This window comes from Acidovorax sp. MR-S7, assembly GCF_000400995.2.
Taxonomy (GTDB): Bacteria; Pseudomonadota; Gammaproteobacteria; order Burkholderiales; family Burkholderiaceae_C; genus MR-S7.
Genome location: NZ_DF238999.1, coordinates 352,849 through 378,296, shown reverse-complemented (window position 1 = coordinate 378,296; position 25,448 = coordinate 352,849). Strand labels below are relative to the sequence as shown.

Sequence of the window (25,448 nt, the reverse complement as noted above, 5' to 3'; positions counted from 1 at the left end):
AAAGTAGGTCATCGTCAGGCTCTTACAGCCCAAACCGCCTCCCTGTACCTACGTGCAGGGGGGCGTTTTGCTTTGGAAAGAAAAACATGCAGATTCAGGAAATTCTCTATTCGCAGGGTTTTGGTACGCGCCGTGTCTGCGCAGGGTTGATCCAGCAGGGATTGGTGGCTGTTTATCAGAATGACTCTAGAGAGTCTGCTGTTTGCACGGATGCAGCTGCAGAGTTCGAGGTAGAGGGGTTGGTGGTGCGTGTCCAAGGCGTGGACTGGGCGTACCACGCCAAGGCTTACCTGATGCTGCACAAGCCCGCCGGGACGGAGTGTTCCCAACGCCCTTCCGCCTATCCGAGCATCTATACATTGCTGCCAGCCCCATTGCGCCAACGGCCGGGCAAGGGTGCCGTGAATGGCGTGCAGGCGGTGGGACGGCTGGACCAGGATACGACAGGCCTGGTGCTGCTCAGCGATGATGGGCAGTTTATCCACCGGATGAGTTCTCCCAAGAAGCATGTTCCCAAGGTGTACGAGGTGACGACCAAGCATGCCGTGGAAGCCGTTCAAGTCGAACGCTTGCTGGGCGGCGTGGTGCTGGACGACGATCCCCAGCCCGTGCGTGCGGCAGCTTGCGTGGTGAAAGGGGAGCAGCAGATGGACCTAACATTGACCGAGGGCAAGTACCACCAGGTCAAGCGGATGGTCGCCGCGGTTGGTAACCGGGTAGAGGCACTGCATCGCTCGCGTATCGGCGGCCTGGCGCTGCCCGAGGATCTGCAGCCTGGGCAATGGCGCTGGCTGGATGAGGAAGATTTGGCGCTTTTGAAGTAGGCATGCGCCATACGCAAGAGGGGCGTCAACGCTGCATGCCGTGTTCGCGTTGATGTCGCTGGCGCGCATGTCGTCGCGCCGAGTGATCGTCCGGTTCCGCGGGCGTGTCGTGCCGAAAGGGGCCGGGTGATGAAGGGAATGTACAAGCGCATCGTGGGCGCATGGATTGCTGCGGTGGCGACGCTGGGCGCGCACGCGAATGCGGAGCCGCCGGTTTTCGTGCTCAACTCCCTGCAGGCGGACATCAGCGTCATCGACCCTGCCACCTGGGCGGAAACGGCGCGCATTCCCACGGGCAAGGAGCCTCACCACCTCTATCTCACGCCAGACGAGAAATCGCTGATCGTCGCGAATGCGCTTGGCGACAGCCTCACCTTCGTCGACCCGCGCACGGCGCAGGTGCAGCGCACGGTGCGGGGTATCGTCGATCCGTACCACCTGCGTTTCTCTCCCGACATGAAATGGCTGGTGACGGCGGCGAACCGGCTGAACCATGTGGATTTCTATCGGTGGGACGGCACGGATCTCACGCTGGTCCAGCGCGTGCCCACCAGCAAGACGCCAAGCCACCTGTGGATAGACAGCGGCAGCCGCACGGTGTATTCGACGATGCAGGACAGTGATGAGCTGGTCGCCATCGACATTGCCACCCAGAAGATCCGGTGGCGGACCAAGACGGGCGCCATGCCGGCCGATGTGTATGGAAGCCCGGACGGCAAGCAGCTGTTCGTCGGCCTCACGGGCAGCGACAGCGTGGAAGTCTTCGACATCTCGGGGGAGGTGCCGCGCAGCGTGCAACGCATCAAGACCGGCAATGGCGCCCATGCCTTCCGTGCAGCCGGCGATGGCATCCACCTGTACGTGAGCAACCGGGTGGCCAACACCATCAGCAAGATCGACATGCGGGCCGGGCGCGTGGTGGACAGCTTCCCCGCGCCGGGCGGCCCGGATTGCATGGATGTCTCGGCGGACGGGCGCTTCCTGTATGTCAGCGCGCGCTGGGCGCGCAAAATGCTGGTGATCGATACCAGCGAGCGCAAGGTGGTCCGTGCCATTCCCGTCGGAAAATCGCCCCACGGCGTATGGACGCTGCGGCATGCTGCGCGCTGAGGTGCTGCGGGGCCTGCAGGCGCTGCGCACACGGTGGCATCGGATCGGTGTTGCTGCATTATTGATAGCTGCTGGCGCTTTCCCTGTAAGCGCTATAGCCGAAAATGCCTGTGATTCCACTGTATACCTGACGTTAGACACAGGCCACATGGGAGTCGCGCCCCTGGTGGCAGAGGTGCTGCAGCGGCAACAGGTGAAGGTGACCTTTTTCGCTGCCAGTGAACGCACGCAGACCGGTGGCGGCAGCCTGGATGGGCACTGGGCCGCGTGGTGGAAAAGCCGGGCAGCCGAGGGGCACGAGTTCGCATCCCATACGCTGGACCATGTCTACTGGCGGGCCGATGAAGGTTCGGATGGCAAGCCGTCTTTCCGCGTGCGTCCTTCTGCCGGGCCGCAGGCGGGGCAGGAGTTCTCGCTCACGGGAGCGCAGTATTGCGCGCAGATCGACGCGGCTGCCCGCAGGCTGCGGGACATTACGGGCAAGGAGCCGCTGCCCCTCTTCCGGGCGCCCGGCGGCAAGACTTCGCAGCGTCTGCTGGCTACTGCCCGGGCGTGCGGGTATGCCCATGTGGGTTGGTCACCCGCGGGCTTCCTGGGCGACGAGCTGCCGAGCGAGCGCTACAGCAACCGCGCTCTGCTGGAGCAGGCGCTGCGCACCATCCGCGATGGCGACATCCTGCTGGCGCATCTGGGTATCTGGTCGCGCAAGGACCCGTGGGCGCCGGCTGTGCTGGAGCCCCTCATCAAGGGATTGAAGGAGCGGGGGTTTTGCTTTCGCACCCTGCGCGACCATCCCGGCTATGCTGAATGGATACGGCAACGGTAGGACACCATGGCATGGCTGACCCAACTCTTTGACGCCGCGCAGCAGTGGCTTTTCGAGGCCGTGGTGCAGCCCGTGCTGTTCGCGCTGGGGCAGGCCGGCGTGCTCGAGGATGCCTATGCCGCCACGGGCTGGCTGCTGGTCGGGCTGCTGCAACTGGCGGTGATGCTGGTGGTCATCGCTCCCCTGGAGCGCTGGAGACCAGTGGAGCCGGTGGTGGACCGAGCCGCCATCCGTACCGATGTGCTGTACACGCTCATCCACCGCCTCGGGGTGTTCCGCCTGGTCCTGTTCTTCTCCGTCGAGCCGCTGTGGGACGGCCTGTTCGGTGCGCTGCGCATCCAGGGGCTGAGCACGTTCCAGCTGGATGGACTGTGGCCTGGCGTGACCGACAGGCCCCTGGTGAGCCTGCTGCTGTACCTGCTGGTGTTCGACTGCGCGGACTATGCCATCCACCGGGCCCAGCACCGCTGGGACTGGTGGTGGCGCCTGCATGCGCTGCACCACTCGCAGCGCCAGATGACGATGTGGAGCGACAGCCGCAACCATTTGCTGGACGACCTGCTGCGCGACACCCTCCTGGTCTTCGTGGCGCAAGCCATCGGCGTGGCGCCGGGCCAGTTCATCGCGATCGTGGCGCTCACGCAACTCAGCGAGAACCTGCACCATGCCAACCTGAGGCTGGGATTCGGTGCGCTGGGCGACCGCCTGTGGGTCAGCCCGCGCTTTCACCGGCTGCACCACGCGATCGGAGATGCCGGCGCGACTGCCGCGGAGGCCCGTGTCCCGCCAGGTTGCAACTTCGGTGTGCTGCTGCCATGGTGGGACATGCTGTTCGGCACGGCGAATTTCGACCGCCGCTACGAGCCTACGGGCGTGAGTGACCAGGTACGGCCGGGCCCGGACGGGCGGTTGCGGGACTATGGCCGAGGGTTCTGGAGGCAGCAGTGGCGCGGGCTGCTGCGCCTGGCTGGGCGCGCCTGAGCGTTGCCTGCAATGGCGCTATGCTTGGCCGGCATGGGACCTCTTCTTGATTCCTTTTGGCGCGCGGCAGGATATTGCCTGGTCCCGCGCGTCGTGGCGCTGTCGCTGCTGCCGTTGCTGCTCATCGCCGTCGTGGCCGCCGCGTGCGGCTATTTCTTTTGGGCGCCGGCGGTGGCCTGGGTGCAGGGCGCGCTCGAGAATGCGGACTGGCTCGGCATGCTGTGGGGCTGGCTGCGTGGATTCGGCGCCGGTGACCTGCCGGGCGTCTTGGCACCGGCGCTCGTGGTGCTCGCGGCCACGCCGCTCATCGTCATCGTCTGCGTACTGGCGGTGGCCCTGCTGATGGCGCCGGCTGTGGTGACGCTGGTCGCGCAGCGGCGTTTCCCTGGCCTGGAGCGCAAGCGGGGCGGCTCCTTTCTCGTCAGCGTCTTGTGGTCGCTGGGCTCCACCCTCGCGGCTCTGGTGGCGCTGGCCGTGTCCGTGCCGCTGTGGCTGGTGCCGCCGCTCGTGCTCATCCTGCCGCCGTTGATCTGGGGGTGGCTCACCTACCGCGTGATGGCTTTCGATGCGCTGGCGGAGCATGCCAGCAAGGAAGAGCGCCAGACGCTGTTCAAGCGCCACCGGTGGAGCCTTCTGCTGATCGGCGTGCTCAGCGGCTTCCTGGGTGCTGCGCCAGGCATCGTGTGGGCCTCGGGCGTGGTGTTCGCCGCGGCGTTCTTCGTGCTGGTGCCGATCGCCATCTGGATCTACACCCTGGTGTTCGCCTTTTCCTCCCTCTGGTTCACCCATTTCTGCCTGGCTGCCCTGCAGCGGCTGCGGCAGGAGCGCGGAGAGCCCCTTCCCGCTCCTGCGGATGCGCAGGCGCCGCCCCTGCTCGACAATCCCTCATCATGACGCCTTCCTTCGGTCTCATCATCGTCGGCGACGAGATCCTCTCCGGCAAGCGTGCCGACAAGCATCTGCCCAAGGTCATCGAGCTCCTGGCGGCCCGGGGCCTGGGGCTGGCCTATGCGGACTATGTGGGAGACGACCGGCCCCGCATCACCGCCGCGCTGCGCAGGGCGTTCGCCTCCCCGGACATCGTCTTCAGCTGCGGCGGCATCGGCGCCACGCCCGACGACCATACCCGCCAATGCGCTGCCGCCGCGCTGGAGCTGCCGCTGGCGCCGCACCCCGAGGCGCAGGCCCTGATCTGCGAGCGCATGCAGGACGTGGCGCGCGAGCAGGGCACAGCTTTCGAGCCTGAGCGGCCGGACAACCTGCACCGGCTCAACATGGGCGTGTTCCCGCAGGGCGCCCGCATCATCCCCAACCCGTACAACAAGATTCCCGGCTTCTCCTGCGACGGGCCGGGCGGCGGCATGGTGCATTTCGTCCCGGGCTTTCCGGTGATGGCCTGGCCCATGGTGGAGTGGGTGCTGGAGCGCTACTGCGCCCGGTGGTTCAACCGCCGGCCGCAGACGGAGCATTCCGTCGTGCTCTACGGCGCGATGGAAGGCGCCCTCACTCCGCTGATGGAGCGCATCGAGGCCGAGCATCCCGGCATCAAGGTCTTCAGCCTGCCCAGCGTGGACCATCCGGTGCACGGACGCCACGTAGAGTTGGGCGTCAAGGGCGATGCAGGCAAGGTGCCGGCAGCCTGGCATGCGCTACGCACAGGACTGCACGATTTTGGTGCGACCATAGGCCCTGAAATGGTGCGGCATTTGTGATGGCGGCTGCCATCTAGAATCCGGCACTCTATTGGTGCGTTGTCGCCGAGCTTGCGTCAAAGACCTGCGCGGTTTTACCGCCGGGCAGGGGATGGCGGTGCTGGCATGCAATCTGCTTTTTCTGCCTCGTCATTTTTGATGAGCACTTCTATTCCTGGAGAACCCTGATGGCCAAGACCGTTGCAGACGTGATGAAGATGGTGAAGGAGAACGAGGTCAAGTTCGTGGACTTCCGCTTCACGGACACCCGTGGCAAGGAACAGCACGTGACCGTGCCGGTTTCGCATTTCGACGAAGACAAGTTCACCTCCGGCCATGCGTTCGACGGTTCCTCCGTTGCCGGCTGGAAAGGCATCGAAGCCTCGGACATGCAGCTCATGCCCGATCCCAGCACCGCCAACATCGACCCGTTCTTCGAGGAAACCACGCTGTTCCTGCAGTGCGACGTGGTGGAGCCGGGCGACGGCAAGGCCTACGACCGCGACCCGCGTTCCATCGCCAAGCGCGCCGAGGCCTACCTGAAGGCCTCCGGCCTGGGCGACACCGCCTACTTCGGCCCCGAGCCCGAATTCTTCATCTTCGACGGCGTGCGCTGGAGCAACGAGCCCGGCAAGGTGTTCTTCGAGATCGAGGAATACGAAGCCCCCTGGAACAGCGGCGCCAAGCTCGAAGGCGGCAACCGCGGCCACCGTCCCACCACCAAGGGCGGCTACTTCCCGGTGCCGCCGGTGGACAGCACGCACGACATGCGTGCCGAGATGGTGCTGGTGCTGGAGCAACTGGGCATTCCGGTCGAGGTGTTCCACCATGAAGTCGCGGGCGCCGGCCAGAACGAAATCGGCACCAAGTTCAGCACGCTGGTCGAGCGCGCCGACTGGACCCAGGTCATGAAATACGTGATCTGGAACGTGGCCAACGCCTATGGCAAGACGGCGACCTTCATGCCCAAGCCCTATGCAGGCGACAACGGCTCGGGCATGCACGTGCACCAGTCCATCTGGAAGGACGGCAAGAACCTGTTCGCGGGCGACGGCTACGCCGGCCTGTCGGACTTCGCGCTGTACTACATCGGTGGCATCATCAAGCACGCCCGTGCGCTCAATGCCATCACCAACCCCGGCACCAACAGCTACAAGCGCCTGGTGCCCGGCTTCGAGGCACCCGTGAAGCTGGCCTACAGCTCGCGCAACCGCTCGGCGTCGATCCGCATCCCCTACGTGGCCAACCCCAAGGGCCGCCGCATCGAGGCGCGCTTCCCCGATCCTTCGGCCAACCCCTACCTGTGCTTCTCGGCCCTGATGATGGCCGGCCTGGACGGCGTGGAGAACAAGATCCATCCCGGCGAAGCCGCCACCAAGGACCTGTACCACCTGCCTCCCGAGGAAGACAAGCTGGTGCCCACCGTGTGCCACAGCCTGGACCAGGCGCTGGAATCGCTGGACAAGGACCGCGGCTTCCTGACCAAGGGCGGCGTGTTCTCCGATGCCATGCTCGACGCCTACATCGAGCTGAAGATGGGCGAGGTGCAGCGCTTCCGCATGGCACCGCACCCGGTCGAGTACGACATGTACTACTCGCTGTGATTTGCGCGGGAGGCCACTCTCGCCCATGGTAGAAAAAAGGCGGCTGCGAGCCGCCTTTTTGCATCGAGGGCCTGCGTGCAATCCCTGCCGGTCCGGGCGGCCGTGATTGGCTGCATGGGGTGATTGGGGGATACTCGACCGCCATGCATGCGGCACGCATGCCCCGTGAGGATTTCCATGAAGAACACATTGCTCGCCTTGACCGCCGCCGTCGCCGCGCTCCAGCCCGCCTGGGCGCAGGACCGCATCTACCGCTGCGGCAACGAATACACCAACAACACCACGCAGGCCCGGGAGCGTGGCTGCAAGCTCGTGGAAGGTGGCAATGTGACGGTGCTCCAAGGTTCGCGTCCGGCGGCAGCCCCGGCGGCGCCTGCAGGCGGCGGGGGCTCCGCCAGCACTGCGCCCGCGAACACGCCACGCGTGGACACGGCCGACCAGCGCGCCCGCGACGCCGACGCGCGTGCCATCCTGGAGGCCGAGCTGCGCAAGGCCGAAGCGCGCCTGGCCGACCTGCGCCGGGAATACAACGATGGCTCGCCCCAGCGCACCGCGCTGGAGCTGCGCAACCCGCAGGGCTACATCGAGCGCACAGCCGAGCTCAAGGCCAGTGTGACGCGCGCCGAGGCCGACGTGGCCGGCATCAAGCGCGAGTTGGCCCGCCTGAACAAGTAAAACGCGCAGGAGGGTACGATCATCCAGCCGCCGCCGCCCACCACTTCCCCGGCGCCCGCGCTGCCGTCCGAGCGCTACCAGGCGCTGGACCTCGTCTCCACGCTGATCGCCGTGCTGCACCCCGACGGCAACACGGCGTTCGTCAATGCCGCGCTGGAAAACGCCCTGGGTCTCTCGCGCCGCATGCTCGAAGGGGCGGACTTCCCGCACTGGTTCACCGACCCCGGAATGCTGCAGCACGCGCTGGCCGGGGCGCGCGGGCAGGACTTCGCCGCGCTGCGCTTCGAGGCCGTGCTGCGCCGCCCGCAGCAGGAGCCGCTGCCTGTGCACGCCAGCGTGGCCGTGGTGGAGCCGGGCGGCGACGTGCTCGTGGAGCTGTGGCCGCTGGAGGCACAAGCCCGCCAGGATCGCGAGGAACGCCTGCGCGAGCAGGCGCAGGCGCACAAGGAGCTGATCCGCAACCTGGCGCACGAGATCAAGAACCCCCTGGGCGGCATCCGCGGCGCGGCGCAGCTGCTGGAGATGGAGCTGGACCGGCCCGAACTGGCCGAATACACCCAGGTCATCATTCACGAGGCTGACCGGCTGCAGAGCCTGGTGGACCGCCTGCTGGCGCCGCACCGCCATCCCCACCTGGTGGGCGACGTGAACATCCACGAGGTCTGCGAGCGCGTACGCGCCCTGGTGCTGGCCGAGCACCCGCAGGGCCTGCGCGTGCTGCGCGACTACGACACCTCCATCCCCGAATTCCGGGGCGACCGGGCGCAGCTCATACAGGCCGTGCTCAACATCGTGCAGAACGCCGCGCAGGCGCTGGCCGGGCGCATCGCCACGGGCGACGCGGAGATCACGCTGCGAACCCGCGTGGCGCGGCAGATCACCTTCGGCCGCCAGCGCTACCGGCTGGCACTGGAATTGCATGTCATCGACAACGGACCGGGTGTGCCCGACGCCATCAAGGAGCGGATCTTCTATCCGCTGGTGACGGGCCGGGACGGGGGATCGGGGCTGGGCCTGACGCTGGCGCAAACCTTTGTGCAACAGCACCATGGCTTGATCGAGTGCGAGAGCGCGCCGGGCCGCACCGACTTCCGCATCCTCATCCCGCTGCCCTGAGGTCCGCGACACGCAACAACGGAGCAAAGACTGTAATGAAGCCGATCTGGATAGTGGATGACGACCCCTCGATCCGCTTCGTCCTTGAAAAAGCGCTGGCCCGCGAGAACCTGCCCACACGCAGCTTCATCCAGGCGCGCGACGTGCTCGACGCCCTGGCCGAGGTGGCCGCGGGCGAGGGCGCGCACCAGGGCCCGCAGGTACTGGTGAGCGACATCCGCATGCCCGGCGGCTCAGGCCTGCACCTGCTCGAGCAGGTGCGCAAGCAGCAGCCGGGCCTGCCGGTCATCGTCATGACGGCCTATTCCGACCTGGACAGCGCCGTCTCCGCCTTCCAGGGCGGTGCCTTCGAATACCTGCCCAAGCCCTTCGACCTGCCCCGCGCGGTGGAGCTGATCCGCCGCGCCGTGGAGGAGAGCCAGCGCGAGGACGTGGCCGAACTGCAGCACGCCGCCGCGCCCGAGATGCTGGGCCAGGCCCCGGCCATGCAGGACGTGTTCCGCGCCATCGGGCGGCTGTCCCAGAGCGTGGTCACCGTGCTCATCACGGGCGAGTCGGGCGCGGGCAAGGAACTGGTGGCGCGCGCGCTGCACCGGCACTCGCCCGTGGCGGACGGGCCATTCATCGCCATCAACACCGCCGCCATCCCCAAGGACCTGCTGGAGTCCGAGCTGTTCGGCCACGAGCGCGGCGCCTTCACCGGCGCGCAGACCCAGCGGCGCGGCCGCTTCGAGCAGGCCGAGGGCGGCACGCTGTTCCTCGACGAGATCGGCGACATGCCGTTCGACCTGCAGACGCGCCTGCTGCGTGTTCTCTCGGACGGCCAGTTCTACCGCGTGGGCGGCCACGCCGCCGTGAAGGCGCACGTGCGCGTGATCGCCGCCACGCACCAGAACCTGGAGCAGCGGGTGAAGGACGGCGCATTCCGCGAAGACCTGTTCCACCGCCTCAACGTCATCCGACTGCGCCTGCCCGCGCTGCGCGAGCGCAGCGAGGACGTGCCCATGCTCACGCGCCACTTCCTGCAGCAGAGCGCGCGCCAGCTCGGCGTAGAGCCCAAGCGCATCTCCGAGGGCGCGCTGGCGCTGCTCACACGCTTCGGCTTCCCGGGCAATGTGCGCCAGTTGGAGAACATCTGCCACTGGCTCACGGTGATGGCGCCGGCCCAGGTGATCTCGCCGCAGGACCTGCCCCCCGAGGTGCTGGACGCTTCCTCCGGCTCCGCGTCCCTGCCGGTGGCGGCTCCGGCGCAACCCGCCGTGCCGGTGGAGGCGCCCCCCTTCGCCCCGGTGCCGATGGCGGCACCCGCCGCCCCCGCGTCCGTGCAGGCCCTGCCGCTGGCCGGCTGGGAGCCTGCGCTGGAAAGCGAGGCGCAGAAGCTCCTGCACGATGGGCTGCCCGACGTGTGGGGCGAACTCTCGCGGCGCTTCGAGTCGCAGCTGATCCGCACCGCGCTGCACCTGACCCACGGGCGGCGCATGGAGGCCGCGCAGCGCCTGGGCATCGGCCGCAACACCATCACCCGCAAGATTCAGGAACTGGGTCTGGATGCGCCGGATGAAGGGTGAAAATGGGCTCTAGCGCTTGCTTGTAAAGCGCAAGAAGCTCCTTTATTTGTAGCTTACGGCTGTGGGAGAAGCGCTGCCTGCGGGTGGGCGGCGCGTCCTACAGCCGGGTCGTCCGCCTGCTGACCCGACGGGGGCGGGGCGGCTTTGAGAATGGCTCCATTGTTCAACCAACCGGAGTCGATTCATGTCGGATTTCAAGGATGACAACCGAGACCCCCTGACCAACGAACCAGGGGCGCACCCCATCGGGACGGGCATTGGCGCTGCGGGCGGGGCCGTGGCCGGCGCTGCGGCAGGCTCGTTCGGAGGGCCTGTGGGCGCCGCGGTCGGTGGCGTGGCCGGTGCGGTGGTGGGCGGGCTGGCGGGCAAGGCTGCAGCCGAGTCGATCGACCCCACCGCCGAAGACGCCTACTGGCGCGACACCTACGAACGCGAGCCGTACTACGTTGCCGGCCGCACGTATGACGAATACCGTCCCGCCTACGAGCTTGGCTGGAGCGCCGTGGGCCGGTACGAGGGCGACTTCGAAGCCGTGGAGCCCCAGCTCTCGCGCGATTGGGGCCATGCCCGCGCCACCAGCCCGCTGGAATGGGAGCAGGCCCGTCCCGCGACCCGCGCCGCGTGGGACCGTGCCCGTGGCAACGTGCTGACCGGCTCTGCCGTGGCGAGCGAGACGGTGCTGGTGGACAACGAGGACGTGGTGGACGTGCTGGACGACCTGCTCGAATGCAGCCGCGACGGCGAATACGGCTTCCGCACCTCGGCCGAGCGCAGCGACAGCCCGGAGCTCAAGCAGACCCTGTTGCGCCATGCTGGCGAATGCGCGACCGCTGCCGCTGAACTGGAGCGCGAAATCCGTTCCTATGGCGGTGAGCCCTCGTCGGGCGGCACCGTGGCCGGCGCGCTGCACCGCGGCTGGGTGTCGGTGAAGGCGGCCTTCAGCAGCAACGACGACAAGGCCGTGCTGGAGGAATGCGAGCGCGGCGAAGACGCCGCCGTGGCGCGCTACCGCAAGGCCCTCAAGGCCACGCTGCCGGCCTCCGTGCGCGCCCTGGTGGAGCGCCAGGCCCAGGGCGTGCAACGCAACCACGACGAAATCCGCGCCCTGCGCGACCGCCAGCCCTGACGGCTGACGGCTTCAGCCCAGCGTCACCACCACGGGTGCGTGGTCGCTGGGCTGCGGGTTCTTGCGCGGCGCGCGATCGATGCGGCAGGCCGTGACCTCGCCGCGCAGCGCATCGCTCACCAGCACGTGGTCGATGCGCAGCCCGCGGTTCTTCTGAAAGCCCAGCATGCGGTAGTCCCACCACGAAAAGCTCTTCTCGGGCTGCTCGAACAGGCGGAACGCATCGGTCAGGCCCAACTCCAGCAACTGGCGGAAATGCGTGCGCTCCTCCACCGTGTGGTGGATGGTGTCCTTCAGGCCCACGGGGTCGAACGAATCACGGTCCTCGGGCGCCACATTGAAGTCCCCCACCAGCGCCAGACGATGGTGCGCCAGCAGCTCCTCGCGCAGCCAGCGGTGCAGGGCGGTGAGCCACAGCATCTTGTAGTCGAACTTGTCCGTGCCCGGGGCTTGCCCATTCACGAAGTAGCAGTTCACCAGCCGCAGAGGGCCCTGCGGCGTGTCCAGCGTAGCGGCGATCACGCGCGCCTGTGCGTCGTTGTGACCCGGGATGTTGCGCACCACGTCGCGCATCGGCGTGCGGCTGAGGATCGCGACACCGTTGTACGTCTTCTGGCCGAAGCACACGGCGTGGTAGCCGGCAGCCTCGAACGCATCGTGGGGAAATTTCTCGTCCACCAGTTTCAGCTCCTGCAGGCCGATGGCGTCCACCGGGTTGGCCTGCAGCCATGCCAGCACCTGCGGCAGTCGGACGGACAAGGAGTTGATGTTCCAAGTGGCGAGTTGCATGGGAGGGAAATGGCGAGGGTTGTGGACTGCGTATTGTCTCGCGCACGCATTGCCCTCAGGGTGCGATGCCATTCAACCGCAGCGGCGGCAGGCCGGTTCCGCGGGCGATGGTCACGCCGCAGGGGCCTTCGCCCCGTGTGGCCAGCCGCTCCTGCAGGGCCTGCGCAGCGGCAGGCAGGGGGGTGTTCGGTGGCAGGCGCAAGGGCGATTGCAGCGTCACGGCTATTCCCGGCAGCACGACCGTAGCGGCGGCCGAGCCGCTGTCTGCATCCGTTCGTACGGCGCCGATGTCTGCCTGCGGACCCAACAGCGCACGGTAGCGGCGCAGGCTGGTTTCCATGTCATGCACCGCGACGGCCAAGGCGGCGACGCCCGTGGCGCCGTTGGGATGGGTGCGGCACGCCGCGCCGTCCGGCACGCGCAGCCGGCGTGGCGTTGCGTCGCCGCAGAGAAAGGGCAGGTCGGGCGTGGCATGGCGGGCTGTGCTCCAGCGCAACTGCGCGCCGTCAGGGCGTATGCGGCCCCCTTCCACCGGACCGTGCAGCGTGTCCAGGCCGCGTGCGCGCGCGGCGGCCAGGGCGCGTGCCGTGTCGTCCGGCAGCAGCGCGAAGTCCACCAGGCCTTCGCCATCGGCCTGCAGCGTGCGCCACCACCGTTCCTGCGGCGCGGGGCCGCGCCAGGCGATCAGCTCGAGGTAGGCGCCGTCCTCGAACACGATCAGCGCATTGTGCGAGGTGCGGCCGGGGTGCTCGCCGCCCGCGAGCACGTGGAAGCCCAGGGCTTCGTAGGCCGCACGGGCGCGATCGAGGTCCGGGACGGCAATGACGACGTGGTCCAGAGGCAGCGGCATGGCGGTCACTCTTCCAGGCGCAGCTTCGTCTCGCGCACGAAGCGGCTCCAGCGCTCGTGTTCCGTATGCACGTGCTGGTCCAGGGCGGAGCCGTCGGTGGCCATGACCTCGAAACCGGCCTGCGTGAGCTTCGTCTTGACGTCGGGTGTGTTCAGCGTGGCCTGGAAGGCATCGGTGAGCTGGCGCACGGTGGCCGCCGGGGTGGCCGCGGGCGCGAAGATGCCGATCCAGGAATAGGCCTCGAAGCCGGGAAAGCCGCACTCGGCCACCGTGGGCACGTCGGGCAGCTCGGGCAGGCGCTTGGCGCCCGTTACGGCCAGGGGCTTGATGCGGCCTGCCGCGATCTGACCGCGCAGCGCCGCGTAGCTCAGCAGCGTGAGGCTGGCCACGTCGCCCACCACCGCCTGCACGGCCGGGCCGCCGCCGCCGTAGGGCACGTGCAGCACATAGGTGCCCGAGCGGCGCTTGATGTCCTCCATCACCAGATGGTTCATCGAACCCAGCCCCGTGGAGGCGTAGCTGTACTTGGCCGGCGCCTTGCGCGCGGCGTCGAGGAATTCCCGCAGGTCCTTGCCCGGCACCGAGGCCGATGCGCCGATCACCAGGGGAAAGCGCACGGCCAGCGTGATGCCCGCGAAGTCCTTGAAGGTGTCGTAGGGCAGGCGGGGCTTGGCGATGGGGTTGATGGCGTGCGTGTCGAAACTCACGAGCAGCGTGCTCCCGTCAGGCGCCGACTTGGCCACATGCTGCGTGGCGATCTGGCTGGCCGCGCCGGGGCGGTTTTCCACGATCACGGGCTTGCCGATCTTCTCGCCCAGGCGCGGCTGCATGAGGCGCGCCGCGATGTCGGTGCTGCCGCCGGGCGGGAAGGTGACGACGAGCTTGAGGTTGGCCTCGTCGGCCATGGCCCCTTGCGGCAGGCCCAGGGCGGCGAGCGCGGCCGCGGACAGCAGTTGTCTTCTTGCGAGAGTCATCCAAGGTCTCCTTCGTGTCTTGAGGGTTCAGCCCATCCACTGGCTCACGGGCACGGCCGTGTCCTGCAGCTCTTGCGAAATCACGTCCACCAGCGCGGGGCCGTCGTGCGCCAGCGCAGCCTTGAGGGCGCTTTCGAGGTCGGCGGGGTTCTCCACGCGCCAGGCCTTCACGCCGAAGGCCTCGGCCACGCGGGCGTGGTCGGTGCGGTTGAAGTCCACCGAGAAGTAGCGCTCGCCGTAGCCGGTCTTCTGGCTGGCCTTGATCCAGCCGTACACGGAATTGGAGAACACGATCATCTTCAGCGGTACGCCCCGGCGCACTACGGTTTCCAGCTCGCCGCAGGTAAAGCCGAAGCTGCCGTCGCCCATGACCGACACCACTACCGAGTCAGGCTGGCCCACGGCCGCGCCGAAGCCTGCCGCGAGCGAGAAGCCCAGGGCGCCGTGCGCCCGGTTGGTAATGAAGTGGCGCCCGGCCTGCGGCGCATCGAAGTAAGCTGAAAAATAGGGGCAGGGCGTGCCGGGGTCGGCCACCACGATGGCTTTTGCGGGCAGCAGGCGGTTGAGGAGGCCCACCACCCGCTCGGGGCGGATCGGGCGCTCCAGGCTCGCGGCCAGCGGTGCGAAGAAGGCCTGCTTGTCGGCGCGTGCGCGGGCCGCCAGCGCCACGCCGTCGGCCGCGCCGGCGGGGCGGCGGGTGATGCGCGCCTGCACCGCCGCGTGCAATGCGGCCAGGCCGAGCTTCGCGTCGCCCACCAGGGCCACGTCGGTGCGGTAGTTGGTGGCGATGGTCATCGGGTCCACGTCCAGGTGCAGGATGGACACCTGGCGCGAGGGCATCTGCCAGTGCTCGGTGGTGGTGGAGCCCGCGCGTGCGCCGATGAACAGCACCAGGTCGGCCTGCGCCACCACGGCGCGTGTGGATTCCACACCGCCGTTGGTACCCACCACGCCCGCGTTGAGCGGGTGCGTGTTGGCCAGGCTGCCCTGGCCACTCACGGTGGTGCACACCGGCGCATTGAGCAGCGTTGCCAGCGCATCCAGCTCGGCCGTGGCGCCCGCAATTACCACGCCGCCGCCGCAGATCAGCACGGGCGAGCGCGCAGCCACCAGGCGCTGCGCAGCGTCTTCCACGGCGGCCGGGTCGGGCGCGCTGCGGTAGGCCGGGAACTGGCCGTGGCCGGGCTGGGCCCAGACGTCGGCTTCGTCCAGCGCATGCTTCTGCACGTCGTAGGGCAGGCAGATGTGGGCCGCTCCCGGGCGCCCCGTGGTCATGGCGCGGAAGGCGCTGCGCACGGCGTGCGGGATCTGGTCCACGCGGTCGATGGTGGTGTTCCATTTGGTCAGAGGCCTGTAGAGCGCCTGCTGGTCCAGCTCGGTGAGAGGGAACTTGCCGCGCGCTCCCACCGATACGTCCGACGTGATGCCCAGCACGGCGACCGACGACTCGTTGGCCTCCACCAGGCCGGGCAGCAGGTAGGTGGCGCCGCCGCCGCTCGGGCCTTCGCACACCCCCACGCGGTCGGTCACGCGGGCGTAGGCATCGGCCATGTAGGCGGCGCTGCGCTCGTCGCGGGTGAGGATGTGGTCCATGCCGTGGTCGATGCGCGCCATGGCGTCGTAGAAAGGCAGGCTGGTGTCGCCGCACAGGCCGAAGATGTGTTTCACGCCATTGAGCTGCAGCATGTGCACCATCGCATCGGCGCCGGTGTAAGGAAGGGTCATGTCTCGCAAAAGTTAGTTAAGAATCCATTTCAGTATACTTAAATGAATTCAAATGGCAAATGCCTTCTGCGTGGGAAGGGCTGGTTCGGGCGGCACAATCCCGGCAGAGGTACTGCACCGCGATGAAAGATTCCATCTCCAAGGTCCGGCGTGAACGCGGCTCGGGCGTGTTCCAAGCCTTGCGCGATATGGCGATCTCCTACCAGTTCAAGCCCGGCGAACGCATCAGCGAGATCGATCTGGCCGAACGCCTGGGCGTGAGCCGCACACCGGTCCGCGAAGCGCTGGCGCGGCTGGTGACGGACGGCTTCCTGGTGCCGTGCACGCGCGGCTTCATGCGCCGCCCGCTGGACATCCAGGAAACCCTGGATCTGTACGAGGCACGGGTGGCCATCGAGCGCGAATGCCTGCGCCTGGCGATGGAACGCGCGAGCGACGCGCAGATCGCGGAAGCGCGCGCCTATCTCGATACCAGCCGCCAGGTGCCGCCCGACACCCCCATCCCCGCGCTGGTGGAGCTGGACGAAGGCTTCCACCTGCGCATTGCGGCCATGGCGGGCAATGCGGAGCTGCAGCGCATGCTGGCGAACATCAACGAGCGCATACGCTTCATCCGCTGGATCGACATGGAGAGCGTGGGGCGCGATTCCACGCAGAAGGAGCACCGCGCCATCGTCGAGGCGCTCGCACGGCGCGCGCCCGCCGAAGCGGAGCGGCTGCTGACCGACCACATCGCACTGCGGCGCGAGCAGATCGTGGAAGCGATCAAGCTGGGGCTGGCGCGCATCTACCTGCCGCAAGAGGCGGGCGCCGCATGAACGTCATCCGGCGCAGGCGCTGGCCATCGCTACGCGGCCGTCATGTAGCCTGGGCTCCCTGTGCCTGCCCGTTCACAGGCCGCCCAGTGCATTCACGGTGAACGCCAGAATCCCCATGTTGAAAAGAAAAGCCATGGCCGAATGGCCCAGCACGACCTTGCGCATGTGGGCCCCGGTGACAGCGATGTCGGAGGTCTGAAACGTCATCCCCAGGGTGAAGCTGAAATAAAGAAAGTCCCAATAGGTCGGCGTGGAAGTATTGGGCACTTGCAGCCCCGCCATGTCTCCATCGGCGTCCTGCAGGTAGTACAGATGGGCGTAGTGCAACGCAAAGACCGTGTTGGCAAATATCCAGGAAAGCGCAAGGGCGCTGACGACAAGGCCGATGCCTTGCCAATGCAGGGAAGTCTTGCCCGCAATGAGCGTCCCGATGCTGAACAGGATCACCAAGGACAACAGCGCCGTGATAGCCAGGAGAACGGGGCGATTGGCATCGTTTGCCTGAGCAGTGCGGCGCATGGATCTTGCGTCGTCGTTCAGCAGCGGCAACACCAGGCCGAGGAAAACCAGCGCGGCGGTATTGAAGCCCAGCAGCAAGGCGATGCGGGGGTCTGCAAAGTGCAGTCCGTAGGCTGCGAAAGCGATCAGGAATGTGGCCCCGAATGCCAGGAACCGCAGCGGCGCGATGCTGTTGCGAAGCCTGCCAGCGACTTTGTCAAGCATCGCTGCGACTGGCGGTCGAAGGAGCTGCGGCCAGCTTGATCATTGTCTGCTGCGCCATGGTGCCGTTGGCAATGATGATTTGGCGCTGGTCATCCGTGCGCAGCACGGTGTATCCGAGTGAAATGTCGTCCACTATGCCGATCTCGTGGCCACTGGCGGTGGGTGCCTGCACCTGAATGCGATCACCCCGGCGAAAGGGTTTGTAGAGCACCAGGCTAATGCCTGCCACAAGGTTGCCCAGGGTGCTCTGCGCAGCAAAGCCGACAATGACCGATACCAGGCTCACGCCTGCCAGCAGGGCCGTGCCGAGCCTGTTCAATGGCGGAATCAAATGGGCATAAGCGGTGAGCAGCAAAAGCCAGAGAAGCAGAACCGACAGGTGGCTCAGGAACGAGAGGGTGATTTGGTCCACCCGTTCGGATGCATCGTGGCGGAGTGCCGTTGCAATCAACTGCCGTATGAGCCTCGAAAGAAAGACGCCGGCCACGAGGAAGACGCATGCCAGGAGCACGGCACGGATGAGCTGGGCAGGTTCGAACCACGTCAACATTGAACCTTCTCCTGAAACTCCTGCATGGCGGGAAATGTTAGCAGTTCGCTTTCTCAGAAAGCGGGAGCTTCCAGCCACCGCCGCGCAGCGCCCATCACGCATTGAGTCAGCCTGTCCAATGCTTGCTGCGCGCTGCGCGGATGGGCCCAGTAGAGCGGCACGTCCAGCGTGCGGCCCGGCAGCAGGTCCACCAGCGTGCCGTCCTGCAGTTGCCGGTCGATCAGCACCGTGGGGTGCATGCCCCAGCCCATGCCGATCTCGCAGGCGCGCACGTAGCCGAAGTTGGACGGCAGGAAGTGCCGCGGCGCCTGCGTGCGCGAAGCCAGGCCGTGTGCCTGCATCCACAGGTCCTGCAGGCGGTCCTTGCGGTCGTAGATCATGATGGGCGCGCGGGCCAGTGCGGCGGGTGTCACGCCGCCGGCGAAGTGGCGTGCGGCGAAGTCCGGGCTGGTGGCGGCCACGTAGCGCATGGTGCCCAGCGGCCAGGTGTTGCAGCCCGCGATGGCTGTGCCGGTGGCGGTCACGGCGGCGATCACCTCGCCTTCGCGCAGGCGCTCGCCCGTGTGTTCCTGGTCGTCGATGCGCAGGTCCAGCAGCTCGTTGCCGCCGGCGGTGAAGGCGGCCATGGCCTCCATGAACCAGGTGGAAAGCGAATCCGCGTTCACCGCCAGCTTGAGTGTGGGCGCAGGAGCGGGGGCATCGGGCAACAGGTCCGGATTGGTGCGGCGCAACTGGTTCTCGAGCAACGCCACCTGCTCCACGTGCAGGCACAGGCGCCGGCCCGCATCGGTGCCCGTGCAGGGCGTGCCGCGCTGCACCAGCACCTGGCCCACGCGCTCCTCCAGCTGCTTGATGCGCTGCGAGACAGCCGAGGACGTGACGTGCAGGCGCCGTGCGGCGCGCTCGAAACTGCCCTCGCGCACCACGGCGGCCAAGGCTTCCAGAGCAGCATAGTCCAGCATTCAGTTTTGCTAAAGATTGGTTAGAAGTTTGAAGTGTACTTAACCAGACGGAGGCCTACGATGCCCCCATGTTCACCACTGCCGTTTCCTCCTCCTGGCTTGCGGGCTTCACCGTCTGCCTGTCGCTCATCGTCTCCATCGGGGCGCAGAACCTGTATGTGCTGCGCCAGGCGGTGCAGGGCCGGCACGTGGGCGTGTGCGTGGCCTGGTGCGTGGCCAGCGACGCACTGCTGGTGGGCCTGGGTGTGGCAGGCATGGCGCAGGTACTGGGCAGCTCGCCCACCCTGGCGCATGCCCTGCAACTGGGCGGCGTGCTGTTCCTGCTGGCCTATGGCCTGTTCGCGTGGCACCGCGCTTTTTTTGCGCCCGACGCGGGGCTTCATGCTGCGGGCAGCGGCGTGGCCCGCGGCGTGCTGGGCGTGGTGAGCGGACTGGCGGTCATCACGCTGCTCAATCCCCATGTGTACCTGGACACGGTGCTGCTGATCGGCTCCATCGGCGCACGGCAGGATGGCAGCCTCAAGTGGGTCTTCGTGCTGGGCGCCGCCTCGGCCAGCCTGGTGTGGTTCGTGGTACTGGCCTTCGCGGGGCGGCGGCTGCAGGGCGTGTTCGCCAATCCGCGTGCATGGCGGGTACTGGATACGCTCACCGGCGCGATGATGTTCGTGCTGGCGTGGTGGGTGTGGCAGGCCGCCTAGAAAGTGGCAGGCGAGTTGACCCAGAGGATGCGAGCCACCACTTCGCCGGCATTGCGGTAGCCGTGGGGCACCTGGCTGGAGAACGTGAAGGCATCGCCCGGCTGCAGGATGAAGCGTTCATGCCCTAGCTGCAGCTCCACGGTGCCTTCCAGCACGTAGCCCATTTCTTCGCCGGTGTGCTCGATCTGGCCGTCGCTGGCCTCGCCCGGGTCGATGATGTGGATGTTGGCCTGGAGCAGGCCGCCGCGCTGGGGTAGCACCAGCCGCTCCAGGCCGAGGCCGCCGCTGCGGATCACGGGCCGCTCGCCCTGGCGCAGGATGGGGCCGGCGTTGGGCGAGCCTTCCGTGGTCAGGGCCGCGATGTTGGTGTTCAGCGCCACGGCCAGCCGGTGCAGCATGGCCAGGGACGGGGTGGCCGACCCGCGCTCGATCTTGGAGATCAGGCTTTCCGAGCATTCGGCCCGCTGTGCCAGCTCCAGCAGCGTGAAGCCGGCGACCAGCCGCGCATGCCGCAGGCGCACGCCCAGCGTGCTGGCGGGGTGGGATGGGGCTGGGGCACGGGGCTTGCGGGGCGTCACGGGTGGGGTTTTCAGCTAGCGATTGGCCAGGGCGGTCACCGTGTAGGCGAGGGCTTGTGCGCCCAGGAACAGGTCGCGCGGTGCCGTGGCTTCGGCCGCATTGTGGCTGATTCCCTTTTCGCTGGGCACGAAGATCATCGCCGTGGGACAGTGGTCGGCCAGGTACATCGCGTCGTGGAAGGCGCCGGAGGTCAGCGCCAGCGGTGCGGGCAGCCCGGCCCGGGCGCTGGCGCGCCCGGCCGCTTCCTGGATCAGGTCCAGCATGGGCCGCGGGAAGTGCGTGGGTGCGCGCTGGAAGAAGCGCTCGATGGTGACGGCACCCTGGGATGCGGCCACCTGCGCATGCAGGAACGCCTCGAAACCGTCGAGCACGCCGTCGTCCAGGCAGCGCATGTCCACGGTGAAGTCCACCCGGCCAGGAATCGTGTTGACCGAGTTGGGCGTGACCTGCCAGCGGCCCAGGGTCAGTCGCAGCTGGGTGGCGCTTTGCGAGGCCGCGTAGTCGTAGAGCTTTTGTGCCAGCGGCATGGCCGCGGCCATCGCGTCGCGGCGCTCGTCCATGGGCGTGGTGCCGGCATGGGCCATCACGCCGTGGCACGACACGGTGAACCAGCGCACGGCCTGGATGCCCGTCACCACGCCGAGCGGGATGCCGGCGCGCTCCAGTACGGGCCCCTGCTCGATGTGCAGCTCCACGCAGGCCGACAGGGGGCGCTGCATGGCGCAGCGGGGCAGGCCGGGCGCCTGCGCGAGGGCGGTCTGCAGTGCATCGCCGAAGCGCACACCGTCCTTGTCCGTGGAGCCGAGGTAGCCCGGCAGCCGGGACGGATCGACGAAGGCACTGGAGCCCATCGCGCCGGGGCCGAAGCGGCTGCCTTCCTCGTTCGTCCAGGCAACGACCTCGATGGGGCGCAGCGTCTCGATGCCTGCGTCGTTGAGCGCGGCGATGGTTTCCAGCCCGGCCAGCACGCCATAGGCGCCGTCGAGCTTGCCGCCCACGGGCTGGGTGTCGCCGTGGCTGCCCGTGAGCACGGCCGGCAGCGCGTTGTCCCGCCCCGGGCGGCGGAAGAACAGGTTGGCGCAGTCGTCGATCATGACCTCGCAGCCCAGGGCGCGGGCTTGGTCGACGAGGTGGCGGCGCGAGGCGAGGTCGATGTCGGTGAGCGTCTCGCGGGATACGCCGCCGTCCGCGCGGCCGCCGAATGCGGCCAGCGCGGCGATGGAGGCCTGCAGGCGGTCGTGGTTCACGGCGTCCTGCGCGCGGGCCGGGGCGTCGAGGCTGGGTGGCTGGTTCAAAGGGGTCTCCTGTGGGATGGTTATGCCAGGGCACGCTCCAGCGCATGTGCTGCGCTCAGGGCCTGGGCATCGTGGTAAGCGGGGGCGACGAGCGTTACGCCCACGGGCATGTTGTGTGCGCCCGTGCCCACGGGAACATGGACGCAGGGATTGCCCAGCAGGGACCACATGCGGTTGAACACGGGATCGCCCGTGGCCTCCAGTCCCGCCGGGGCGATGCCTTCCGTGCTCGGGGCGAGCAGTATGTCCACCTGAGTGAACACGGCGTCCAGCGCATGGCGCGCAGCGCGTGCCTGGGCTTGCGCCGCGAAGAAGCGCAGGCCGTCCACCTGCCGGCCGCTGGCCAGCACGGCGGCAAAGGCCGGGCTGAACAGGTGGGAGTCTGTGCGCAGCTCCGGCGCGAAGGCAGCGGCGGCCTCGTGGCCCATGATGTCGACCTGCGCGGCATTCAGCGAGGCGAACGTATCGGGCAGGATGACCTCGGCCACGCGCGCACCGCCGCGTGCGAGCACGTCGGCCGCCTGTTGCAGAGCGCGGCGTGTGTCGTCGCCGGCCCGGTCCCCATGCGGCGTGCGGCACAGCCCGATGCGCAGCCGCCCGATGGGCTGGGGCGCGAGCGGCAGGCCGGCCAGCGTGCCGACCAGGAAGGCGGCGTCGTCCACGGTGCGCGCGATGGCGCCCACCGTGTCCAGGCTGGGCGAGAGCGGCTTGATGCCGGCGAGCGGCAGGGTGCCGTGCGTGGGCTTGTAGCCCACCACGCCGCAATAGGCCGCGGGGCGCACGATGGAGCCCGCCGTCTGCGTGCCGAAGGCCACCGGCACCATGCCCGCCGCCACGGCGGCGGCCGAGCCGCTGGACGAACCGCCCGGCGTGCGCGGCGCGTCCAGCGGCGCACGCGGGTTGCGCGTGGGGCCGGGCTGGAAGGTGGCGAATTCGGTGGTCACGGTCTTGCCCATGACGAGGGCGCCGGCGCTGCGCGCCATCGCCACGCAGCCCGCATCCACCAGCGGCTTATGCCCTGCGTAGATAGGCGAGCCGTAGGTGGTGGGCATGTCGCAGGTGTCCATCAGGTCCTTCACCCCGATGGGTAGGCCGTGCAGCGCGCCGGCCTGTGGCGCCTCGTCCAGCGCACGGGCCTGCGCCAGCACCTGCGCGGCATCGAAGTGCTGCCAGGCCAGCACCTGGGGCTCGCGTTCGTGGACGCGCTCGATGAAGGCCTGGGCCACGTCCTGGGCGCGCAGTTCGCGGCGCGCGAGGCGGGCCACCAGTTCGCGGGCGGGCCATCCAAGGCAGTCGTGCATGGGTTCCTTTCCTCAGCCGAAATAGGCGGCTTTCACTTCGTCGTTGGCGGCCAGCGCATCGGCCGTGCCCTCGGCCATCACGCGGCCCTGCGAGAGCACGTAGCCGTAATGCGAGATGGCCAGCGTCTGGCGTGCGTTCTGCTCCACCAGCAGCACGGTGATGCCCAGCGCGTTGATGTGCTTGATGACGCTGAAATTTTCCTTCACGTACAGCGGCGACAGGCCCAGCGAAGGCTCGTCGATCACCAGCAGCCGGGGCTCGGCCATCAGGCCGCGGCCGATGGACACCATGGCCTGTTCGCCGCCCGACATGGTGCCGGCGAGCTGCACCGCGCGCTCCTTCAGGCGCGGGAAGATCTCGTACACCCTGGCCAGGCGCTCGCGCACCCGCGCCGAGTCCTTTTCCAGGAAGGCGCCGAGCGCGAGGTTCTCTGCCACCGTCATGCGCGGAAATACCTTGCGCCCTTCGGGAATGCAGGCGATGCCGCTGGCGATGATGCGGTGCGTCTTCTCGCCCGCGAGGTCGCGGCCGTTCCACAGGATCTGGCCCTGGCGCGGCGGCGTGAGCCCCAGGATGGAGCGGATCAGCGTGCTCTTGCCCGCGCCGTTGGCGCCCAGGATGCAGGTGATCTTGCCCGGCGCGACGTCGATGCACACGTCGTGCAGCACGTTCACCTTGTCGTAGCCCGTGGTCAGGCCTTTCACGGTCAGGGCGCTCATACGGTTTCCTCTCCCAGGTAGGCGGTCTGCACTTGCGGGTCGGAGGTGATCTCCGCATAGCTCCCTTCGGCGATCTTCTTGCCGTAGTTCAGGACGACACAGCGGTCGGTGATGCGCTCGATGACGTTCATCTCGTGCTCGATCAGCACCACGGTCAGGTTGCCGAGCTTGCGGCGCACGTCCAGGATGTCGCCCATCAGCGCGTGCGTCTCGTCGTGCGTCATGCCGGCCGAGGGCTCGTCCAGCAGCAGCAGGCGCGGCTGGCTCAGCAGCGCGCGGCACACCTCGATGCGGCGCCGGTCGATCATCGTGAACGTCTCCACGGGCTCGAACATGCGGCTCACCAGCGGCGGGCTGAAGATGCCTAGCAGGCCGCGCACTTTCTCCACGTAGGCCTCGTACTCGGCGCGGAAGGCACGGCGCCGCAGCAGGTTGAAGACCAGCCCGTGCTGCATGTGCTGGTAGTCGCCGATGACGATGTTGTCGAACACCGTCAGCGGCAGCGACAGGCGCGAGCGCTGGAAGGTGCGCGCCACGCCGCTGCGGTAGATCTCCTGCGGCGTCTTGCCGATGATTTCGCCGCCCCGGTAGGAGATGCTGCCGCTGCTGGCCTTGTAGAGGCCCGTCAGCACATTGAAGAACGTCGTCTTGCCCGAGCCGTTGGGGCCCAGCAGGCCCAGCACCTCGCCCTCATGGATGGACATGTCGAGATGGTCGAGCGCCGTCAGGCCGCCGAAGCGCATGGTCAGGCCCTTGACCTCAACCAGGGTGGGTGTCTGGCTCATCGTGCGGCCTCCTGGCTGAAGAACAGGCGGGTCTTGCGCGGCAGCAGGCCGTCGGGGCGGAACAGCAGGATGGCGATCACCAGCGCGGCGTAGAACAGGAAGCGGTATTCCTGGATGAACTGCAGCTTCTCGGGCAGCACGAGCACGATCACCGCGGCGGGCAGCAGCCCCACTGCATTGCCCAGGCCGCCCAGAATGACGATCGACAGCATGAGCAGCGAATCGGCGAAGGTGAAATTGTTCGGCGCCACGAAGCCGGTCAGCATGCCGTACACGCTGCCCGCGATGCCGGCGAAGCAGTTGCCCATCATGAAGGCGATGACCTTCCAGCGCGCGATGTGCAGGCCGAAGGTGGCGGCGGCCGTCTCGTCGGTGCGCACCACGTCCATGGCGAGGCCGACCCAGGAGCGCTCCAGCGCCTTCACCAGCAGGAAGATGCCGCCGCACACCACGAGGCTGAGCAGGGCGTAGCTCACGTAGAACGACGCCTCGTGGCCGAAGACGGTGAAGCCGTCGTTGAGCGCGTAGCCGAACAGCGTCATGCCCGGCACCTGCAGGCCCTGCGGGCCGCCCAGCACGTCGTTCACCTCGATGAAGGTCTTGAACAGGATGCCGAAGGCGATGGTCACCAGCGCCGCGTAGTGGCCGCGGGTGCGCAGCACCGGGGCGATCAGCACCGAGCCGATCACGGCGGCGATCGCGCCCGAGATCACCACGATCAGCAGGTGCGGGATGCCCGTGTGCGTGGCGAGCACCGCCGTGGCGTAGGCGCCGATGCCGAAGAAGGCCGCGCCGGCGAAGTTGGCCACGCCGGAGAAGCCGAACTGCAGTGTCAGCCCCAGGCCTGCGGTGGTGTAGAGCAGCACGGCGCAGATCATGAGCAGCGCGAAGTGCTGGTCGTAGAACAGCGCGATCAGGGCGAGCACCGAGCCCGCGGCCCAGAGGTTGGCCTGGCCGGGGCGCAGGGCGCCGGCCGTGCCGATCTGCCCGGCGATGCCGGTCTTGCGTGCCAGCGCGATCGCGATGGCAGCCAGGGCCAGCAACGCGCCGACGGCGGCCTGCGATTCGGCGTGCAGGAACAGCCACATGTACACGGTGAGGGCGATGCTGGCGAGCGCCAGCACCAGGGTGGGATTGCGGGGTTGGCTGGTGGTCATG

The 25,448-nt window shown here is 67.9% G+C and carries 26 protein-coding genes; 13 read left to right on the top strand and 13 right to left on the bottom strand.

Annotation, left to right across the window (positions count from 1 at the left end; genetic code table 11):
* The first annotated feature begins 86 nt into the window (after positions 1-86).
* The 11 genes from AVS7_RS22820 to AVS7_RS22770 all read left to right on the top strand — a co-directional run bounded on the left by AVS7_RS22820 (position 87) and on the right by AVS7_RS22770 (position 11,521).
* Entirely contained in the window at positions 87-824 is a 738-nt protein-coding gene (locus tag AVS7_RS22820) for a 16S rRNA pseudouridine(516) synthase (protein WP_020231078.1), read from the top strand.
* Between the two features lie 138 nt (positions 825-962).
* A complete protein-coding gene (locus AVS7_RS22815) occupies positions 963-1,934 on the top strand; it encodes a YncE family protein (RefSeq protein ID WP_020231077.1) in 972 nt (323 codons plus the stop codon).
* Positions 1,921-2,760: a polysaccharide deacetylase family protein gene (locus AVS7_RS22810; protein ID WP_024002134.1), complete on the top strand. Its 840-nt coding sequence runs from the start codon at positions 1,921-1,923 to the stop codon at positions 2,758-2,760. Before AVS7_RS22815 ends, AVS7_RS22810 begins: the two co-directional genes overlap by 14 nt.
* A gap of 6 nt (positions 2,761-2,766) precedes the next feature.
* Positions 2,767-3,741: a sterol desaturase family protein gene (locus AVS7_RS22805; protein WP_020231075.1), complete on the top strand. Its 975-nt coding sequence runs from the start codon at positions 2,767-2,769 to the stop codon at positions 3,739-3,741.
* Positions 3,742-3,774: 33 nt separating this feature from the next.
* Positions 3,775-4,635, top strand: coding sequence for an EI24 domain-containing protein (locus AVS7_RS22800; RefSeq protein WP_034692011.1), 861 nt, complete (start codon positions 3,775-3,777; stop codon positions 4,633-4,635).
* Positions 4,632-5,453: a molybdopterin-binding protein gene (locus AVS7_RS22795; RefSeq protein WP_020231073.1), complete on the top strand. Its 822-nt coding sequence runs from the start codon at positions 4,632-4,634 to the stop codon at positions 5,451-5,453. The genes AVS7_RS22800 and AVS7_RS22795 overlap by 4 nt, the downstream gene beginning before the upstream one ends.
* 167 nt (positions 5,454-5,620) lie before the next feature.
* Positions 5,621-7,036 carry a type I glutamate--ammonia ligase gene (glnA, locus tag AVS7_RS22790; protein ID WP_020231072.1) on the top strand — a complete coding sequence of 472 codons (1,416 nt, stop codon included), beginning with the start codon at positions 5,621-5,623 and terminating at the stop codon, positions 7,034-7,036.
* Positions 7,037-7,213: 177 nt separating this feature from the next.
* Positions 7,214-7,711: a hypothetical protein gene (locus AVS7_RS22785; protein WP_020231071.1), complete on the top strand. Its 498-nt coding sequence runs from the start codon at positions 7,214-7,216 to the stop codon at positions 7,709-7,711.
* 60 nt (positions 7,712-7,771) lie between these two features.
* Positions 7,772-8,827, top strand: a complete 1,056-nt coding sequence (glnL, locus tag AVS7_RS22780; RefSeq protein WP_034692009.1) for a nitrogen regulation protein NR(II) — start codon at positions 7,772-7,774, stop codon at positions 8,825-8,827.
* Positions 8,828-8,862: 35 nt separating this feature from the next.
* A complete protein-coding gene (gene ntrC, locus AVS7_RS22775) occupies positions 8,863-10,395 on the top strand; it encodes a nitrogen regulation protein NR(I) (RefSeq protein ID WP_024002133.1) in 1,533 nt (510 codons plus the stop codon).
* 184 nt (positions 10,396-10,579) lie between these two features.
* Entirely contained in the window at positions 10,580-11,521 is a 942-nt protein-coding gene (locus AVS7_RS22770) for a PA2169 family four-helix-bundle protein (protein ID WP_020231068.1), read from the top strand.
* A 12-nt stretch (positions 11,522-11,533) separates the two neighbouring features.
* Here AVS7_RS22770 and xth read toward each other — a convergent pair whose 3' ends face one another.
* Genes xth through AVS7_RS22750 form a run of 4 tightly spaced genes read right to left on the bottom strand, consistent with a single transcriptional unit; the run spans position 11,534 to position 15,859 of the window.
* Positions 11,534-12,310: an exodeoxyribonuclease III gene (xth, locus tag AVS7_RS22765; protein ID WP_024002132.1), complete on the bottom strand. Its 777-nt coding sequence runs from the start codon at positions 12,308-12,310 to the stop codon at positions 11,534-11,536.
* Between the two features lie 55 nt (positions 12,311-12,365).
* A complete protein-coding gene (locus tag AVS7_RS22760; RefSeq protein WP_024002131.1) occupies positions 12,366-13,160 on the bottom strand; it encodes a VOC family protein in 795 nt (264 codons plus the stop codon).
* 5 nt (positions 13,161-13,165) lie between these two features.
* Positions 13,166-14,134: a tripartite tricarboxylate transporter substrate binding protein gene (locus AVS7_RS22755; RefSeq protein WP_020231065.1), complete on the bottom strand. Its 969-nt coding sequence runs from the start codon at positions 14,132-14,134 to the stop codon at positions 13,166-13,168.
* A gap of 27 nt (positions 14,135-14,161) precedes the next feature.
* Positions 14,162-15,859, bottom strand: coding sequence for a thiamine pyrophosphate-binding protein (locus AVS7_RS22750; RefSeq protein WP_020231064.1), 1,698 nt, complete (start codon positions 15,857-15,859; stop codon positions 14,162-14,164).
* Between the two features lie 122 nt (positions 15,860-15,981).
* Here AVS7_RS22750 and AVS7_RS22745 point away from each other — a divergent pair, with 122 nt between their 5' ends.
* Entirely contained in the window at positions 15,982-16,677 is a 696-nt protein-coding gene (locus AVS7_RS22745) for a GntR family transcriptional regulator (protein ID WP_020231063.1), read from the top strand.
* Positions 16,678-16,749: 72 nt separating this feature from the next.
* Here the strand turns inward: AVS7_RS22745 and AVS7_RS22740 are convergent, their stop codons facing one another.
* The 3 genes from AVS7_RS22740 to AVS7_RS22730 are packed head-to-tail and all read right to left on the bottom strand — an operon-like array spanning position 16,750 to position 18,912.
* Entirely contained in the window at positions 16,750-17,400 is a 651-nt protein-coding gene (locus AVS7_RS22740) for a DUF1345 domain-containing protein (protein ID WP_020231062.1), read from the bottom strand.
* A complete protein-coding gene (locus AVS7_RS22735) occupies positions 17,393-17,950 on the bottom strand; it encodes a mechanosensitive ion channel family protein (RefSeq protein WP_020231061.1) in 558 nt (185 codons plus the stop codon). Before AVS7_RS22735 ends, AVS7_RS22740 begins: the two co-directional genes overlap by 8 nt.
* Positions 17,951-18,003: 53 nt before the next feature.
* Positions 18,004-18,912: an HTH-type transcriptional regulator ArgP gene (locus AVS7_RS22730; protein ID WP_020231060.1), complete on the bottom strand. Its 909-nt coding sequence runs from the start codon at positions 18,910-18,912 to the stop codon at positions 18,004-18,006.
* Positions 18,913-18,980: 68 nt separating this feature from the next.
* On the opposite strand from AVS7_RS22730, the gene AVS7_RS22725 reads away from it, so the two are divergent.
* Positions 18,981-19,610 carry a LysE/ArgO family amino acid transporter gene (locus AVS7_RS22725; protein ID WP_020231059.1) on the top strand — a complete coding sequence of 210 codons (630 nt, stop codon included), beginning with the start codon at positions 18,981-18,983 and terminating at the stop codon, positions 19,608-19,610.
* Here AVS7_RS22725 and AVS7_RS22720 read toward each other — a convergent pair.
* The 6 genes from AVS7_RS22720 to AVS7_RS22695 are packed head-to-tail and all read right to left on the bottom strand — an operon-like array spanning position 19,607 to position 25,447.
* The gene (locus AVS7_RS22720; protein WP_024002130.1) at positions 19,607-20,188 is read right to left on the bottom strand and encodes a helix-turn-helix domain-containing protein; all 582 of its coding nucleotides are present in this window, start codon (positions 20,186-20,188) and stop codon (positions 19,607-19,609) included. The genes AVS7_RS22725 and AVS7_RS22720 overlap by 4 nt on opposite strands.
* A gap of 15 nt (positions 20,189-20,203) precedes the next feature.
* Positions 20,204-21,484 (bottom strand): M20 family metallo-hydrolase, encoded by a 1,281-nt coding sequence (locus tag AVS7_RS22715; RefSeq protein ID WP_020231057.1) that lies wholly within the window; start codon positions 21,482-21,484, stop codon positions 20,204-20,206.
* 20 nt (positions 21,485-21,504) lie between these two features.
* Complete coding sequence (locus tag AVS7_RS22710; protein ID WP_020231056.1) at positions 21,505-22,785, bottom strand: amidase; 1,281 nt, start codon at positions 22,783-22,785, stop codon at positions 21,505-21,507.
* 12 nt (positions 22,786-22,797) lie between these two features.
* Entirely contained in the window at positions 22,798-23,505 is a 708-nt protein-coding gene (locus tag AVS7_RS22705) for an ABC transporter ATP-binding protein (RefSeq protein ID WP_020231055.1), read from the bottom strand.
* Positions 23,502-24,290: an ABC transporter ATP-binding protein gene (locus AVS7_RS22700; protein WP_020231054.1), complete on the bottom strand. Its 789-nt coding sequence runs from the start codon at positions 24,288-24,290 to the stop codon at positions 23,502-23,504. Before AVS7_RS22700 ends, AVS7_RS22705 begins: the two co-directional genes overlap by 4 nt.
* Positions 24,287-25,447: a branched-chain amino acid ABC transporter permease gene (locus tag AVS7_RS22695; protein ID WP_020231053.1), complete on the bottom strand. Its 1,161-nt coding sequence runs from the start codon at positions 25,445-25,447 to the stop codon at positions 24,287-24,289. The genes AVS7_RS22700 and AVS7_RS22695 overlap by 4 nt, the downstream gene beginning before the upstream one ends.
* Position 25,448 lies beyond the last annotated feature (1 nt).